The organism is Pseudolysinimonas sp., from assembly GCF_049651805.1.
In the GTDB taxonomy this organism is placed as follows: Bacteria; Actinomycetota; Actinomycetes; order Actinomycetales; family Microbacteriaceae; genus Pseudolysinimonas_A.
The window spans coordinates 1-15,690 of the sequence record NZ_JBASCU010000049.1; the positions used below are offsets into that span (position 1 = coordinate 1).

Here is a 15,690-nt window from a genome sequence, read left to right on the forward strand (position 1 = left end):
CGCACCCCGAAATAGGGTGAGACACGTCGGGGTCTTTCTCGAAGGAGGAGTAGGAACTTCCATCCTGGAAGACCCCGGCCCCTCACCCCGCAACGACCCGCTCACCCCGCTTCATGATGAAGAGCCATGAAACTCGCTCTTAGTGGAGTCCCGTCTTCTTGGGCTTCCGAATTGAAAGTACCTCGGTCGTGCGGGCGGCCGCGCAGCCATAGATATTGTGCGGCTGGCGCCAACTCGCGGCGGTGTCAAGTCGTCTAGGCAACGGCTTGGTCGGTGAGTAGGCGTTCGAAGACTTCTTTCGGGGTGAGGAATCCGAGGGTCTGGCGGGGGCGGTTGTTGAGCTCGTCGGCGATCATGTCGAGGTAGGGCTGGCGGGAAGTGATCTCGATACCCTTCGGCAGGTACTCGCGGATCAGCCCGTTGGTGTTCTCGTTGCTGGGTCGTTCCCATGGCGACCGGGGGTGGGCGAAGTAGACCGGCAGCGATGTCGCCAACGTGAGTTGCGCATGCCTGGCCATCTCGGTGCCCTGGTCCCAGGTCAGCGAGCCACGCAGATGCGCCGGCAGATCGTTCACCCGATCGATGAGGACGTCCGCGACCCCGTCGGCGTTCTTCCCTTCGGGCAGCCCCAGGATGATCACGTAGCGGGAGCGGCGTTCTACCAGGGTGGCCGCGGCGGACTTCCCGCCTGCGCCGATGATCAGGTCTCCCTCCCACGCTCCGGGAACCCGCCGATCCGACGCCTCCTGAGGCCGGTCGTCGATGGAGATCATGCCCACGATCCGTCCACCGGTGCGTTCCCCGACCGGTCGGCGGCGTTTCCGGGTGGTCTGCTTGGAACGCAGCAGAATCCCCTCCCTCGCCAGCCACCCCTTCGGGTGCGCGTAGATCCACCGGTAGATCGCTTCATGAGAGACCGTGCGGCCATCCGCCTCGGGTGAGTGCTCCATCACGCCAACGCTGGCGTCATCGGCTTCCCGCCGCAACCGACCCGCGATCTGCCTGGGCGTCCTGGACCGCTTCAGATCAGCGCGGACACGAGCCTGAAGCACCGGATCGGCGTCGACCGCCCGCTCCTGCGGACGGGAGCGACGCCTCAGCGCCTTCGCGTCCGCGGCGACCGGCTGGTAGCCGCGGGTCTTCCACGAGTTCCGGGATCGCTCCCGCCAGACGACCGTGCGATCCCGACCGATCAACTCACCAATCTCACGATCACCCAGCCCTTGCTTGATCCCGACCGCGATCTGAACCCGATCCTCAAACGACAACCTCCGCCGCTGCGCCACCCGCAACCCCCTTCGTTGCTACGACGCTATGACACCGCCCGCTACGAGGGCCGGGACCTCCTCAATGTCGCCACCGTTGTAGAAGACGTGCATCGGAATACTTCCAACCGCCGTTGCGTGGGCGATAAGCCGCTCGTACTGATAGTCGCCCGTCTTCTCATCCCGCTCGTTGAGCTGACGGTAGTTCTTGGTCTTCGTACCGCTGAAGAGACGCTTGGCTTGGATGCTGTAGCCGAGGGCATGGCCGGTTCTCGTCTCGACCCACAGTTCGAGGTGGGCGCCGTTCGCCCTCTCCTCAAGCTGAGTGAACTGGTGGACCCGTAGCGAGTATCCCCGAACAGCGTTGGCAGCTCTCAGACGAAGGGCGCTGATCTCGGTGATCGTAGGCTCGCTGGTGTGATCGCCGAGTGCCCGGGAGAGCTCAAGCAGATCCCACGTCGTGACAGCGATCTCGTCCATCAAGACCACCAACCAGTCGAGCTTCATCCGGCCATGATGGCATCCGACACGACGCCCGGAGCAGCCTTCGTGGTGTCGTGCGTCTCTGAAAGACTTCCAGCGTGGCCTTTCTGAAGCAGCTCCGAGCGACGCACACGGAAAACGCCAGGTCTGCTGATGTTGAACTCTGGAGTCCACGCGGACATGGGGTAGATCCAGCGTACGAAGGTCAACGCCAGCACATGCGAGATGAGGCGAAGGCGGAGCTGGAGCAATACGGCGAAGCGGTCGACGTCGTCGCGTACGGACTGCCCCTTGTTCGCGAGAAGTGGCACGACCGCCGGGACAACCCTGAGCGCAAGCACGAGTGGCGAATTGAGCAGAAGGATTGGTTGGAGACGAGCACGCTGCCGCTCCGCCTCCCGATCGAAGACTCGGGTCTCGATGAAAGCAGGCATGCGGTATGGGTATTCGAGGGCAAGGTGTTTCTCGCCGAAGACCCTGACCTGACGCCCGAGGACGTGCGTGCGCTGCTGAATCAAGATCGCAACAGGAGGAGGCTCGCGCTAGAGAAGGCCCACGCGCTGCAAGCGATGTCCCAACAGCTTGACAAGCCTCGCCAGCGGGAGCGAGTGCCGCAGGAGGTCAGAGTCGAGGTGTGGCAGCGTGATGGCGGCAGATGCGTCGAGTGCGCAAGCCAGGCGAACCTGGAATTCGATCACATCATCCCGTTCGCGATGGGTGGATCAAACACCGCCCGCAATCTCCAATTGCTCTGTGGGGATTGCAACCGACGCAAGGGCATGACCCTCGGCTAGGTCGACGAGCGGCTACGCCGCCGCCTTTAGATCTTCCGGTCGCTATTCCGATCGGTGCCCCTGGAGGGACTCGAACCCCCAACCCTTTCCTTAGGACGGAACTGCTCTTCCATTGAGCTACAGAGGCTGACCGCCCGATTCTACGGCGACACCTCCCCGGTGAGACCCGTCGCAGCTCACCGGCGCGATGATCCACCGCCTCGCGGCCAGCTTCTTTGCCGTGAACTTCGCTGCGTCGATCGTCATCGACGCCCGTCACGGCGACGGTCCGGATCGGTCGCGACACGACGCGAGGGGCGCAGCCGGGACACGAGGCGAGTCGCTCGCTCGCCGCGGATAGCTGTCCTTCTCGTCGTCGTCACTCAGGGATGGGCGTTCGGCATCCTGCCGGTTCAATTCTGATCGGAATCGAACTCACCGATTCGAACACACCGCTCAGGCGGGCGGGGCGTAGAGGTAGTAGAAGGCACTTGCCGGGGCGATGCGCTGACCGTAGCCCTTGTCGACCGCGTAGTTGTACTCCTCGATGACGACGCTCCCGTCGGAAAGGATGCCCGACACGTAGCCGACGTGGTTGCCGCCCGGCACCCATGCGACAGCACCGACGACAGGGGTGGGGCCGGTGGGCCAGCCTTTGCTTTCCCACTCGCGCTTCCACGCGTACGCGCTGCCTTGCGCGAGGTTCGACCAGACCCACCGGAACGGTGCCGACGTCGAGCCGGCGTCGCGGTTGAGGCGCCAGGCGACGAAGTCGACGCACTCACGGTAGTAGTAGTTGAGCGGGGAGAGGCCGCCACCTTGCGGCCGGCTGAGCTGGTCGGGCCAGGGGTAGTCGTCGCCGAGTTCGCGGGCGCCGGAGTTCATGTACGCGGCGAGGTTCTGTTGGCGGATGGCGTCGGCGTACATCCTGCGCAGGTCGGCGGCGTTCGTCACGCCGTAGGAGTCGCGGATGTTCGCGGACAGGTCGGTGGTCGCGGCCGTCACCTCGACGGTCTGAGAGTCAGCGGGTTCCGCGAACTCGGCGAGATCGTTCTGATCGGCGAAAGCTGGCAGGGTCAGCGACGCGAAGAGCCCGAAGACGAGCGCCATCACGCCCGCGCTTTGGAGTTTTCGCCGCCACGCGTTCGCCGACGGCTTCGCGAGGTCACGACGCACGCCATCCCGAACGCGGGGGGCCGTGGCCTTCTTCGCGAGGCGGGTGCGGGCCACGGACGAGGCGGCGACCTCGGTCGATCGGTAGCCGCCGGCCTGTCGCATCTCGCGACGTGAGGAGAATCCGGGGACGGTCGATGACAGGGCGAGCATGGACGGGGAATCCGCATCCTGCTCACCGAGGAGTCCCGAAGAATCAGGGAACTCGCTATCCGTCACGTTGTTGGCCTCCGGGTCAGCGACCTTTCGACCTTACGCGACCAACCCTGGGAAGTCACGGTGAGATAACGACGTCACGCGGCGGGGGCGAGGAATTCCTCCCACTGCGGCTGCGCGCGCTCGACGCCCCGCACGAGCCAAGCCGTGCCGTGCGGCGCCCGCGGGATGGTGCGCAGCGACCAGCCCATCTCTTGCGGCGTGCGATCGCCCTTCGTGTTGTTGCAGCGCAGACAGCACGCGACGAGGTTCTCCCAGCTGTCGGCTCCGCCGCGGGAACGGGGGATGACGTGGTCGATCGTCGAGGCGCCGGCGGCGCAGTAGGCGCAGCGCTGCCCGTCGCGACGTAGCACTCCGCGGCGCGACACCGGCACGTTGCGCCCCGACGGCACTTTCACGTAGCGGCGCAGGATGATGACCGACGGGCGATCCCACTCCCCCGAGATGCCGATCACCGGGTGATCTTCGTCGCTGGCGACGATGGCGGCTTTGCCGCCGAGCACGAGCACGAGCGCTCGCTTGAACGACACGACAGCGAGCGGCTCAAAGCCGGCGTTGAGTACCAGGGTGCGCAAGACGGTGTCTCCTCTCGAAGGCGCCTGCACGGCTTGCAGGCATTCGACTCCCCGAACGAACGAAGATCTCAGAGGAACAAAAAGGCGCCGTCGCGAACGACAGCGCCTCTATACGACCGGAACGTGACAGTGCACGACCGGCCGGATGCTGCGCCGTATACGGAACAGCGCGCGCGCATCCTTGGTGGGGATGCTGCCCATGTTGCGCATACGTCTCTCCTAGACCCTCGAATGATCGAGGGTTCCAGGGTAGCCGCAGAAAACCCTCGCGTCGGTTACGGCACGGTGAAGATTCCTTCGTTGTGTCGACCGCTCACCCGTCGAGCCGGACGGAACGGATCAGGTGGCGACGTAGACGTGGACGGCGACCTCGGGCGGCAGCTCGAGCCCGTCACCGAAACCGTCGACCTGCACGAGCACATACCCGCCGGCCGACGAGATCATGGCCTCCGCCCCGGGCACGACGCCTGCGGAACGCAGCTGCTCGAGCAGTTCGGGTTCGAATTGCACGGGTTCGCCCAGGCGACGGATCTGCGCCGACACGGGCGACTCCTCGCCCCGCACCCGCTCGACGATGTTCACGACACCCTCGAGGAACGGCCGGGATGCCTGCCCGCCGATCTCTTCGAGCGCGGGGATCGGATTGCCGTAGGGCGACTCAGTCGGGTTGCCGAGCACCTCGAGCAGGCGACGCTCCACCTGCTCGCTCATGACGTGTTCCCACCGGCACGCCTCGTCGTGAACGAGACTCCAGTCGAGGCCGATCACGTCGTGCAGCAGGCGCTCGGCGAGTCGGTGTTTGCGCATGACATGCAGGGCGCGGCTGCGGCCCTCGGGGGTGAACTCGAGATGCCGGTCGCCTTCGACGCGCACCAAACCGTCGCGTTCCATCCGCCCGATCGTCTGCGACACCGTGGGGCCGGAGTGCCCGAGACGCTCGGAAATGCGCGCACGCAGCGGCACGATTCCCTCTTCTTCGAGGTCGTAGATGGTGCGGAGATACATCTCCGTCGTGTCGACGAGATCGGTCATCGGTGGCGGCCTCCCAGGGTGATCAGCCTAGTTCGGGCCGCCGATAGAATCCGACCATGCCGACGCTTGAGATTCCGCGTGACCTGCTGCCCGCCGACGGTCGGTTCGGCTGCGGACCCTCGAAGGTGCGGGCCGAGCAACTCGAGCACCTGCGCGCCAACGCCGATCTGCTGGGCACCTCGCACCGTCAGGCCCCGGTGAAGAACCTGGTCGGTCGCGTGCGCTCCGGCCTCGCCGACCTCTTCAGCATCCCCGACGGCTATGAGGTGCTGCTCGGCAACGGCGGGTCGACGGCGTTCTGGGACATGGCAGCCTTCTCGCTGATCGACAAGCGCAGCGAGAACCTCGCGTTCGGCGAGTTCGGCGCGAAGTTCGCCGCCGCCGCCGCCGCGCCGTTCCTCGAGAAGCCCCACGTCATCCAGGTGCCCGGCGGTCAGCGCGCCGACGTCGAGGTGCTCGCCGGCGTCGACCTCTATGCCTGGACCCACAACGAGACCTCGACGGGCGTCATGGCGCCGGTGAAGCGGGTGCACGGCGACCCCGGCGCGCTCACCGTGATCGATGCGACGAGTGCGGCCGGCGGCGTGCTGTTCGACGCCGCCGAGACGGATGTCTACTACTTCGCACCGCAGAAGAACCTCGCAAGCGACGGCGGCCTGTGGTTCGCCCTCGTGTCGGCCGCGGCGATCGAACGCATCGAGCGCATCGCGGCGAGCGACCGGTGGATTCCCGAGATTCTCAGCCTCAAGAACGCGCTCGACAACAGCCGCCTCGACCAGACGCTCAACACCCCCGCGATCGCCACCCTGGTGCTGCTGGAGAGCCAGCTGGAGTGGATCAACGGCAACGGCGGCCTCGCCTGGGCCGACGCCCGCACCAAGGAGTCGTCGGGGCTGCTCTACGACTGGGCGGATGCGGCATCCTTCGCGACGCCGTTCGTGACCGACCCGGCCGACCGCTCGCAGGTGGTGGCGACGATCGACTTCGACGAATCCATCGACGCCGCAGCGGTCGCGAAGACGTTGCGGGCGAACGGAATCGTCGACACCGAGCCCTATCGGAAGCTGGGGCGCAACCAGCTGCGGGTCGCGACGTTCACCGCGATCGAGCCGGATGACGTGCGCGCCTTGATCGCGTCGATCGACTGGGTGCTCGAGCATTCGCCCGTGTCCCTCAGCTCGGGCGCGGTGGGCTAGTGCGGCTCTTCATCAAGGACTCCGAGCGCCGGCCCGACCCGGCGCCGGTGAAGACCGACGACCGCAAGGTCGTGCTGGTCGGGCTCGTGCTGTGGATCATCGCCCTCGGCGTGATGCTCGCGCTGCTGCCCCAGGTCGAGGAGTCAGGCCTGCTCTGGTTGCTCTGGACCGTCGTCGTCGGATTCGGCCTCGGCCTCGTCCTGCTCGTCTACACCGCCAAGCGGCACTCCGACTGACTCGTCGAACTCGAAGTCGATGCCGTCATCGGGGTCGTCGCCGAGATCGTCGTCATCGTCGCGCTCGTCGACGAGGTCATCCTCGTCGTCGTCGTCGTCATCGACCGCGGCGGTCTCCGCAGCGATGAGGGCCTGCGCAGCCCGGTAATCTTCGAGCCGTTCGGCCCACGGCACCCAATCGGGGGCGAGCAGCGCACCCTCACCCGGCATGAGCTCGGCCTCCATCACCGTCGGGGATTCGCCGGGGATCTCGGCGACGCTCACCGACCAGTGCCAGCCGGGATAGCCCGAGAGCGTCGAAGCGAACCGGAGCGTGGCGGTGCCGTCGTCGTGCACGGTGGAGTCGAGCAGGTCACCGACGGTACCGGCGGGGCTGATCTCGGCCAGCGCCGCGCGGGCGACCTCTTCCTGGCCGCTCACGCGGACACCATCAGAGCCGCCGCTCACGCGGCTGCCACCTTCAAGGCCGCCGCTCACGCGTCGAGATCGTCGGCGACGCGGCGCAGCACAGCGGCGATCTTCGTGCCGTGGCTGCGGTCGGGGTAGCGCCCTCGGCGCAGGCCCGCGCCGATCCCGTCGAGAAGTTTCACCAGGTCTTCGACCACGATCGCCATGTCGTCGGCGCTGCGTCGGTTGCGCTGACTCAGCGTCGGCGGCGTCTCGAGCACCCGCACCGAGAGGGCCTGCGCCCCCTTCTTGCCGTCCGCGATGCCGAACTCCAGGCGCGACCCGGGCTTGACACTCGTGCCCGCGGGCAGCGCCGAGGCGTGCAGAAAGACTTCGGTGCCATCGTCGGAGGCGATGAACCCGAATCCCTTGTCTTCGTCGTAGAACTTGACCCGACCGGTGGGCATGGCGACTGACCTCTATCCTTGACCCGTGGCGAATGACACCCCGGTGCCCCTCAATCGTATCGAACGCATCCTGCGCAACATGATCGCGTCCGCAGCGGGGCTGTCGATCCTCGCGATCCTCGCGGTCATCCTCGCCAATCTCACCGGTGTGAACACACGCGAAAGCGTCTGGCTCATGGTCGCGGTTCTGCCATTCATCGGCCTGACACTCGCGTTGGTGCTCATCATCGTCTTCATGATCGTCAGCGTCGTGCGCCGCCGTCGGCTCGCCCGGGACAGCAGTTAGCGCAAGGCTCATGGCCGCCAGCGGCTCAGCTCTCGCACTCGCCGCGCGCCTGCGCGCGCTCGACGACGACACGCTCGCCCGCCTGGTGACGCAGCGCGCGGTGCGCGAGGGCGGCATCCGCGACTTCTTCGACCTCGCGGAGGCGCTGCTCGACCGCACCTCGGTGCAGTCGGCCCTCGAACGCCTCGACCGCGGCACCCTGGCCCTGCTCGCCGTCACCGGCGAGCTCGCCGAGACCTCCGGCGCCCCGACCGCGGAGCAGCTCAGCGCGCGGCTCGAGTTGCCGATCGCCGCCGTGCGCGAGCGCATCGGGATCGCGCTCGACGCCGGCCTGCTGGGCACCGAGTCGGGCCGATACGCACCATGGGATGCCGTCGTCGAGCAGTTGCGCGCGTGGCCGGCGTTCGGGCTGCCGGCGGGCCGCGACCTCGAGTCGTCGTCGCCGCCCGCGATGCTCGAACTGGTGAGCGAAGCCGACGTGCGGTTCATCGACCGCGGCGCCGGCGACCGCGCGTTCGGCACCCTGGGCGCCGTCACCGAGACGCTACTGGCGCTGCGGGATGCCCCCGCCCGCCGACTGACCCGGGGCGGGCTCGCCCTGCCCGACGCCCGGCGCCTCGCCGCCATTGCCGGAGTCGATGCGTCGGAGGTCGAGTTGCTGCTCGACATCGCCGCGCGCGCCGGCCTCGCCGTGCTGGCGGGCACCGAGTGGGTGCCGACGGCGAACCTCGGCGCGTGGCTCGCCGGATCCCGCGTCGACCGCTGGGCGGAACTCGCGAACGGCTGGCTCGGTCGCCTGCCCGATGACCTTCGCGAACTGCTGCGCACCCGGGCGCACGCGGTGTGGGGCGACGGCCTGCTCGACTACCTCGACTGGCTCTACCCCGCCGGCGGTGCCTGGATCCGCGAACGCGCGGTGGCTGCGGCACGAGAAGCCGAACTGCTCGGCATCACCGGGGCGGGCGCCCCGAGCACCGCGGGTGCCCGGCTGCTGCTTGACGGCACGGCGGCGGCGGCGGAAGCGATGGCGGAGTCGTTCCCGCCCGAGGTCGACAAGGTGTATCTGCAACACGATCTCACGGTCATCGCGCCGGGCCCGCTGCGGGTCGACCTCGAGACCCGGCTGCGCGGGATGGCCGAGGCCGAGGCCCGCGGCGTGGCGTCCTCGTTCCGCATCACGGCCGTATCGCTCACCCGGGCCCTCGTCGCCGGCGAAACGGCCGATGGTCTGCGCGCGTTCCTCGGCACGCTGTCGCTCACCGGCATCCCACAGCCGCTCGAGTACCTCATCAGCGACACCGCCGCCCGGTTCGGCACGCTGAGGGTGGGACGGCTGGAAGAGGCGACGGGATCATACGTACGCTCCGACGACGGCGAGCTCTTGCGGCAGCTCGCCGTCGATCAGGCGCTGACACCGCTCGGCCTCGTGGTCACCGGCGTTCACCGCCTCACCACCCGGTTCGATGTCGGCCTGCTGTACACGGCGCTGCTCGACGCGCGGTATCCCGTCGTGGCCGAAGACGCGGAGGGCGAGATCATCGCCATGCGGGCCGAACGTCGCGCCTCGTCGGGTGGGGCGCCAGTAGGCGACGACACCGCCGCACTGCTCATCTCGCGGGTGCGTGAGAGCGCCGCCGACGCTCCCGAGGAGGCCGACCGGGCGTGGCTGGCCCGCCAACTCGAACTCGCGATCAAGGGAAAGGTCACGGTCGCCGTCACGGTGCGGCTGCCCGACGACTCTCTCGCCGAATACGTGCTCGAGCCGGCCGCTCTCGCCGGCGGCCGCCTCCGGGCGCGCGACCGCCGCGCCGACATCGAGCGCACCCTCCCTCTCGCGTCGATCGTCTCCGTCTCCGACGCATAGCCGTTCGGTGGTCGAGTAGCCGCCAGGGGCGGCGTGTCGAGACCCGTCGCGCCCGGTCTTGACACGCGCACTGCGGGCGCTACTCGACCAGCGAGAACTAGACTCGGAAGTTATGTCCGGACCCCTCATCGTGCAGAGCGATCGCACCGTCTTGCTCGAAGTCGCGCATCCGGATGCCGAGGACGCCCGACACGAACTCGCGGTCTTCGCCGAGCTGGAGCGGGCGCCCGAGCACGTGCACACGTACCGGATCACCCGTCTCGGACTGTGGAATGCGCGGGCCGCGGGGCACACCGCAGAGCAGATGCTCGACACCCTCGAACGCTTCGCGAAGTTCCCGGTGCCGCAGACGGTGACGGTCGACATCACCGAGACGGTGTCGCGGTACGGGCGGCTCGTCATCGAGCGGGATGCCGAGGGCGCGCTCATCCTGACCACCACCGATCCGGCCGTGCTGGCCGAGATCACCCGGTCGAGCAAGGTCGGGCCGCTGCTCGGGGTGCGGCTCACTAGTACCGTCTGGACCCTCCAGCCGTGGGCGCGCGGCCAGGTGAAGCAGGAGCTGCTGAAACTCGGCTGGCCGGCTGAGGACCACGCCGGCTACACCCCGGGCACCCCGCACGTCATCGACCTCGTCGAAGACGGCTGGGCGCTGCGCGGGTATCAGCAGAAGGCGATCGACAACTTCTTCGAAGGCGGAAGCGGCGTCGTTGTGCTGCCCTGTGGGGCAGGCAAGACGATCGTCGGCTGCGGAGCGATGGCAGAGGCGGATTCGACGACCCTCATCCTCGTGACCAACACCGTGTCGGCGCGCCAGTGGCGCACCGAACTGCTGAAGCGCACCACGCTCACCGAGGATGAGATCGGCGAGTACTCCGGCGAGCGCAAGGAGATCAAGCCGGTCACGATCGCGACCTACCAGATCCTCACGGCGAAGCGGAAAGGCGAGTTCGCCCACCTCGCCCTGCTCGACGCCCTCGACTGGGGCCTCATCATCTACGACGAGGTGCACCTGCTGCCCGCTCCGGTGTTCAAGCTGACGGCCGAGCTTCAGGCGCGTCGCCGCCTCGGGTTGACCGCGACTCTCGTGCGCGAAGACGGGCGGGAATCGGATGTCTTCAGCCTCATCGGCCCGAAACGCTTCGACGCCCCGTGGAAAGAGATCGAGGCGCAGGGCTACATCTCCCCCGCCGCCTGCTACGAGGTGCGCATCGACCTGCCGGCATCCGACCGCCTCGAATACGCCGCGAGTGCCGACGACGAGCGCTACCGCCTGGCCGCGACGGCTCCGGCCAAGTTGCGGGTCGTGCAGGATCTCGTCGCGAAGCACGCGGGCGAGCGCATCCTCGTGATCGGGCAGTACCTCGACCAGATCGACATCCTCGCCGAAGTGCTCGACGCCCCCGCCCTCACCGGCGCGACGCCGATCGCCGAGCGCGAAAGACTGTACGAGGAGTTCCGCGAGGGCCGCCTGAAGGTGCTCGTCGTGAGCAAGGTCGCCAACTTCTCGATCGACCTGCCGGAAGCGACCGTCGCCATCCAGGTGTCCGGATCCTTCGGGTCGCGCCAGGAGGAGGCGCAGCGCCTCGGCCGGCTGTTGCGACCCAAGGAGAGCGGCATCCCGGCGTCGTTCTACACCCTCGTCGCGCGCGACACCGTCGACCAGGACTTCGCGCAGAACCGCCAGCGGTTCCTCGCCGAGCAGGGCTACTCGTACACCATCCTCGACGCCCACACCCTCACCGCCGCCTAAAGGTCGCGCACCCCGAATTCCCCGAACTCGCTGGGCTTTCCGTTTTCAGGAAGATCGGGCACACAAACGCCCCATCCACATGACATCCGCCCCAGCAGTCGACACCAGCACCACGTCTTCCTGAAAACGGGAAGCGACGCCGCCCCGAATCGCTGATCGGCGCGGCCGACGACGGGCGTCGAGCGATACTCGGATCGTGGAACCCTTCATGATCGACATCCCGCAGGCCGAGCTCGACGACCTGCGGCTGCGCCTCGCCCGCACCCGTCGTCCGCCGCGGATCGAGCACGGCTGGGAACGCGGCACGTCGACCGACGCCCTCGACACCGTGCTCGCCCACTGGGCGGGGCCGTTCGACTGGCGGGCTCAGGAGGCCCGGCTCAATCGGCTCGACCAGGTGCGCGTGGATGTCGACGGCCTGAGCATCCACGCCGTGCGGGCGGGCACCCCCGGGGCGACCCCGCTGCTGCTGATCCACGGCTGGCCCGACGGGTTCTTCCGCTTTGAGAAGGCCATCCCGCTGCTCGCCGAGCGTTTCGAGCTCGTCATCCCCAGCATCCCCGGCTTCGGGTTCAGCGACCGGCCGGCCGACCCGACCGGGCCGACGCGCACCGGCGACCTGCTCGTGAGGCTGATGACGGCGCTCGGCCACGAACGCTTCGGCGTTCACGGCGGCGACATCGGCTCGACGATCGGCGAGCAGCTGGCGCTGCGGCATCCGGATCGGGTGATCGGGCTGCACATCGGTGACATCCCGTTCCACCGTCCCCGCGCCCTGCCGCCGGCCGAGGCGACCGAGGACGACCGCGAGTGGATGGCGCGGCTGCTCGCCTGGGAGCAGACCGAGGGCGCCTACGCGCGGCTGCAGCGCACCAAGCCGCAGACCCTCGCGGTGGCGCTCGAGGACTCCCCGGCCGGCCTCGCCGCCTGGCTGCTGGAGAAGTATCAGGCCTGGAGCGACGGCGACGCGCTCGACGTCTACTCGCTCGACGAGCTGTGCACCGTGCTGACGATCTACTGGGCGACGCACACCGCCGGCTCGAGCGTGCACTACTACTTCGACAACGCGCACTCGGAGCTCGAGACGGCCCGCGTCGAAGGGCCGACGGCGGTCGCCCAGTTCCCGCACGATCTGCTGCCCGCACCCCGCTCATCGGCGGAACGCTGGTTCCCTGTGGTGCGCTGGACGGAGTTCTCGCGCGGAGGTCACTTCGGTCCCTGGGAGCGGCCGGAGCTGTGGGCCGCCGATGTCAACGCATTTTTCGACCAGTTACCTCGTGCCTAATGTGGCTCATTGACGGCCCCGCCCGCACCCTCGCAGCCGCCTGACAGGTCGACCGCTGCTCGCACACCACGACCGCGTGCTCGGGGTGCGGCGCGGCGACATCTCGGGCGAGCCGGGGATCGTGACCGGGCCGGAGGGCGCGGGCTGGCGCCGTCTCCGAGACCTACCTGATGTCGGAGTACCCGGACGATCTACTCGGGACTGACCAAAATGTCATAGCCTCGTGCTTGCCAGGCCTCCATGCCACCGGATAAATCGTAAACATTCGTGTAGCCCAGTTCCGTCAACTTCTGAAAAGCTATGGCGCTCATCCGGCCCGTGCGGCAATAAACCAATATTTCGGCCGATTTATCTTGGGGTAGTTGGGGACTGCTCTCTGAGATCGTGTCGTAGGCGATGAATGCATCCGTACCTCTGATCTCCCCCTCGTAGGGCGTGTGCACGTTCAACACGAACAGGCTTTCGTCGCTGAGGCGCTCGTCTACTTGTTGAGGCGACAACATCCGACTACTGGTTTCGCCTGTTTTCTGATTCGTTGAAAACAAGACAGCGTATATGGAGAAGGACGCGACAACAATGGCAAGAGAAACTGCCACGATAAGCAGGATCTTCCTTTGGTTCATGCAACCCATTATGGGTTCTTCTCCTCGAAGCGGGGTGATCGCTGCGTGGCTCGGGCGAGTTCATTCGCCACGATTCCCAGGATTCACCCAGCGAACGCGCAGAAACTAGGGGGATGAGTGACGGCCCCCGCATCCTGATCGTCGACGACGAGCCGAACATCCGTGATCTGCTCACCACGAGCCTGCGCTTCGCGGGCTTCGCGGTACGAGCCGTCGGCAACGGCGCCCAGGCGATTTCGGCGGTGCTCGAGGAGGAACCCGATCTCATCATCCTCGACGTCATGCTGCCCGACATGAACGGGTTCGGTGTCACGAAGCGCCTGCGGGCGTCGGGCTACACCGCCCCGATCCTGTTCCTCACCGCGAAAGACGACACCGAAGACAAGATCACGGGCCTCACCGTCGGCGGCGACGACTACGTCACCAAGCCGTTCAGCCTCGACGAGATCGTCGCGCGGCTCAAGGCGATCCTGCGCCGCACGATGCACGACGAAGAGGACGCGATCATCCGCGCCGGCGAGCTGACCATGGACCAGGACACCCACGAGGTGGCCGTCGGCGACGAACAGATCGAACTCTCCCCCACCGAGTTCAAACTGCTGCGCTACCTGATGCTCAACCCCAACCGCGTGCTGAGCAAGGCGCAGATCCTCGACCACGTGTGGGAGTACGACTTCAACGGCGACGCGGGCATCGTCGAGAGCTACATCTCGTATCTGCGACGTAAGCTCGACCAGCACTCGAGCGAGCCGATGATCCAGACCAAGCGCGGCTTCGGGTACATGCTCAAGACCGCCAAGGCCTAGGCCCCCGAAAGGCCGTAGCCGCAGCATCCCGGAAGGGCCCCACGTGGCGAATCCCGTCTCGGCCTCGTTCGACCGGTGGTGGAACGGAATCTCGCTGCGAGCGAAAGTCACCGGCGTCACGGTCTTTCTGCTCACCCTCGGCCTCACCGTCGCCGGTGCGGGCACGATGACCGTGCTGCGCAGCTACCTGGTGGAGCGAGTCGACGGCGTCATCCTGACGCAAGGGCAGGAGACGCACGCCGGACTCGGACTCGACGATGTGCGGAATTACCCCCCCGTCTTCTATGCCGCAGCGGTATCCGCCTCGGGGGAGCTGCTCGCGCAGAACCTGGAGTCCGATGTTGCCGAGAGCGGGCCCGTTCTCGACTCGCTGACGCTCACCCATGTCGTACAGCTCGAGGGCAATCCCGTCACCTTGCTCGACGAGAGCAAGACCATCGAATGGCGGGTCGTCGCCTACCCCAACGCGGTGGGTCTGGGATCCGACCAGGCGACTCTCGTGATCGGACGCAACCTGAGCGACACCAACGCGCTGCTCGGCCGGTACGCCGCCATCTTCCTGTTGTTCGCGATGGCCGTGGTGGTGCTCGGAGCGATGGGCACGCACCTTCTGGTCACCGGGGCGTTCATGCCGCTCCGTGACGTCGAACGCACCGCGGCGCGGTTCGCCGCGGGCGACTACAGTCAACGCCTCGGCGGGGCGACCCCGAACACCGAGGTCGGCCGGCTCTCCCGATCGCTCAACACCATGCTCGCCCGCATCGACCGGGCCTTCGCCGATCGGGCGCGCACCGTCGACCAGATGCGCCGATTCGTCGGCGACGCCTCCCACGAGTTGCGCACCCCGCTCGTCTCGCTACGCGGGTACGCCGAGTTGTACCGGATGGGCGCGCTGCAAACGTCCGACGACGTCGCGCAGGCGATGGATCGCATCGAACGCGAAGCGATCCGCATGGGCGCGCTCGTCGAAGACCTGTTGGAACTGGCCCGCCTCGACGAAGCACGCCCACTGGAACGGGTCGCCGTCGACTTGCTGTCGATCGCCCAGGATGCCGCTCTGGATGCCGCCGCCTCAGCTCCGGAACGGCGCATCACCGTTGTCGTCCCCGAGGAGCCCGACTCCGAGCCGACCGACGCCGACGCGGTCACCGGTATCCACCCCGCGGCGGAGGCGGATGCCGCGGTCGCCGGGGTTGCGCCGGCCGCCCGACGCGCCGGGGTCTCCGCCGGGGCATTCGCCTTCGCGGGCGCGACGCTCGCGCGGTTGAGG

General features: G+C 67.5%; 17 protein-coding genes and 1 tRNA gene. 9 read left to right on the forward strand and 9 right to left on the reverse strand.

Annotation, left to right across the window (positions count from 1 at the left end; translation table 11 throughout):
* Positions 1 to 254: 254 nt before the first annotated feature.
* Positions 255 to 1,286, reverse strand: coding sequence for an IS30 family transposase (locus WBL06_RS12345; RefSeq protein ID WP_424456494.1), 1,032 nt, complete (start codon positions 1,284 to 1,286; stop codon positions 255 to 257).
* A gap of 18 nt (positions 1,287 to 1,304) precedes the next feature.
* A complete protein-coding gene (locus WBL06_RS12350) occupies positions 1,305 to 1,772 on the reverse strand; it encodes a DUF6615 family protein (RefSeq protein WP_424456496.1) in 468 nt (155 codons plus the stop codon).
* Between the two features lie 74 nt (positions 1,773 to 1,846).
* On the opposite strand from WBL06_RS12350, the gene WBL06_RS12355 reads away from it, so the two are divergent.
* The gene (locus tag WBL06_RS12355; protein ID WP_424456498.1) at positions 1,847 to 2,542 is read left to right on the forward strand and encodes an HNH endonuclease; all 696 of its coding nucleotides are present in this window, start codon (positions 1,847 to 1,849) and stop codon (positions 2,540 to 2,542) included.
* Between the two features lie 55 nt (positions 2,543 to 2,597).
* On the opposite strand, the gene WBL06_RS12360 is transcribed toward WBL06_RS12355, so the two are convergent.
* The 4 genes from WBL06_RS12360 to WBL06_RS12375 form a co-directional block, all read right to left on the reverse strand.
* Positions 2,598 to 2,669: transfer RNA gene (locus tag WBL06_RS12360), tRNA-Arg, on the reverse strand.
* A gap of 308 nt (positions 2,670 to 2,977) precedes the next feature.
* Positions 2,978 to 3,799: a CHAP domain-containing protein gene (locus tag WBL06_RS12365; protein ID WP_424456500.1), complete on the reverse strand. Its 822-nt coding sequence runs from the start codon at positions 3,797 to 3,799 to the stop codon at positions 2,978 to 2,980.
* A 188-nt stretch (positions 3,800 to 3,987) separates the two neighbouring features.
* Positions 3,988 to 4,485, reverse strand: a complete 498-nt coding sequence (locus WBL06_RS12370) for an HNH endonuclease (RefSeq protein ID WP_424456502.1) — start codon at positions 4,483 to 4,485, stop codon at positions 3,988 to 3,990.
* Positions 4,486 to 4,824: 339 nt separating this feature from the next.
* Positions 4,825 to 5,517: a metal-dependent transcriptional regulator gene (locus tag WBL06_RS12375; protein ID WP_424456503.1), complete on the reverse strand. Its 693-nt coding sequence runs from the start codon at positions 5,515 to 5,517 to the stop codon at positions 4,825 to 4,827.
* A 56-nt stretch (positions 5,518 to 5,573) separates the two neighbouring features.
* Here WBL06_RS12375 and serC point away from each other — a divergent pair, with 56 nt between their 5' ends.
* Together serC and WBL06_RS12385 are read left to right on the forward strand one after the other, a co-directional pair.
* The gene (gene serC / locus WBL06_RS12380; RefSeq protein WP_424456505.1) at positions 5,574 to 6,713 is read left to right on the forward strand and encodes a phosphoserine transaminase; all 1,140 of its coding nucleotides are present in this window, start codon (positions 5,574 to 5,576) and stop codon (positions 6,711 to 6,713) included.
* Entirely contained in the window at positions 6,713 to 6,949 is a 237-nt protein-coding gene (locus tag WBL06_RS12385; RefSeq protein ID WP_424456507.1) for a DUF2530 domain-containing protein, read from the forward strand. Before serC ends, WBL06_RS12385 begins: the two co-directional genes overlap by 1 nt.
* Here the strand turns inward: WBL06_RS12385 and WBL06_RS12390 are convergent.
* Both WBL06_RS12390 and WBL06_RS12395 read right to left on the reverse strand, forming a co-directional pair.
* Positions 6,857 to 7,369, reverse strand: a complete 513-nt coding sequence (locus WBL06_RS12390) for a DUF3027 domain-containing protein (RefSeq protein ID WP_424456509.1) — start codon at positions 7,367 to 7,369, stop codon at positions 6,857 to 6,859. The two genes, WBL06_RS12385 and WBL06_RS12390, sit on opposite strands and share 93 nt — an antisense overlap.
* A 53-nt stretch (positions 7,370 to 7,422) precedes the next feature.
* Positions 7,423 to 7,803 (reverse strand): cold-shock protein, encoded by a 381-nt coding sequence (locus WBL06_RS12395; protein WP_424456510.1) that lies wholly within the window; start codon positions 7,801 to 7,803, stop codon positions 7,423 to 7,425.
* A 25-nt stretch (positions 7,804 to 7,828) separates the two neighbouring features.
* Between WBL06_RS12395 and WBL06_RS12400 the strand changes: the two genes are divergently transcribed.
* From WBL06_RS12400 to WBL06_RS12415, 4 genes are all read left to right on the forward strand, one after another.
* On the forward strand, positions 7,829 to 8,089 hold the full coding sequence (locus WBL06_RS12400) for a hypothetical protein (RefSeq protein WP_424456511.1): 261 nt from the start codon (positions 7,829 to 7,831) through the stop codon (positions 8,087 to 8,089).
* Between the two features lie 10 nt (positions 8,090 to 8,099).
* Positions 8,100 to 9,953: a helicase-associated domain-containing protein gene (locus WBL06_RS12405; protein WP_424456513.1), complete on the forward strand. Its 1,854-nt coding sequence runs from the start codon at positions 8,100 to 8,102 to the stop codon at positions 9,951 to 9,953.
* 112 nt (positions 9,954 to 10,065) lie between these two features.
* Positions 10,066 to 11,706: a DNA repair helicase XPB gene (locus tag WBL06_RS12410; RefSeq protein WP_424456514.1), complete on the forward strand. Its 1,641-nt coding sequence runs from the start codon at positions 10,066 to 10,068 to the stop codon at positions 11,704 to 11,706.
* Between the two features lie 196 nt (positions 11,707 to 11,902).
* The gene (locus tag WBL06_RS12415; protein WP_424456516.1) at positions 11,903 to 12,991 is read left to right on the forward strand and encodes an epoxide hydrolase family protein; all 1,089 of its coding nucleotides are present in this window, start codon (positions 11,903 to 11,905) and stop codon (positions 12,989 to 12,991) included.
* A 191-nt stretch (positions 12,992 to 13,182) separates the two neighbouring features.
* On the opposite strand, the gene WBL06_RS12420 is transcribed toward WBL06_RS12415, so the two are convergent.
* The gene (locus WBL06_RS12420) at positions 13,183 to 13,614 is read right to left on the reverse strand and encodes a rhodanese-like domain-containing protein (RefSeq protein WP_424456518.1); all 432 of its coding nucleotides are present in this window, start codon (positions 13,612 to 13,614) and stop codon (positions 13,183 to 13,185) included.
* A gap of 113 nt (positions 13,615 to 13,727) precedes the next feature.
* Here WBL06_RS12420 and WBL06_RS12425 point away from each other — a divergent pair, with 113 nt between their 5' ends.
* Both WBL06_RS12425 and WBL06_RS12430 read left to right on the forward strand, forming a co-directional pair.
* Positions 13,728 to 14,420 (forward strand): response regulator transcription factor, encoded by a 693-nt coding sequence (locus WBL06_RS12425; protein WP_424456520.1) that lies wholly within the window; start codon positions 13,728 to 13,730, stop codon positions 14,418 to 14,420.
* A gap of 43 nt (positions 14,421 to 14,463) precedes the next feature.
* The coding region (locus tag WBL06_RS12430) for a sensor histidine kinase (RefSeq protein ID WP_424456521.1) at positions 14,464 to 15,690 on the forward strand (1,227 nt) is incomplete at its 3' end.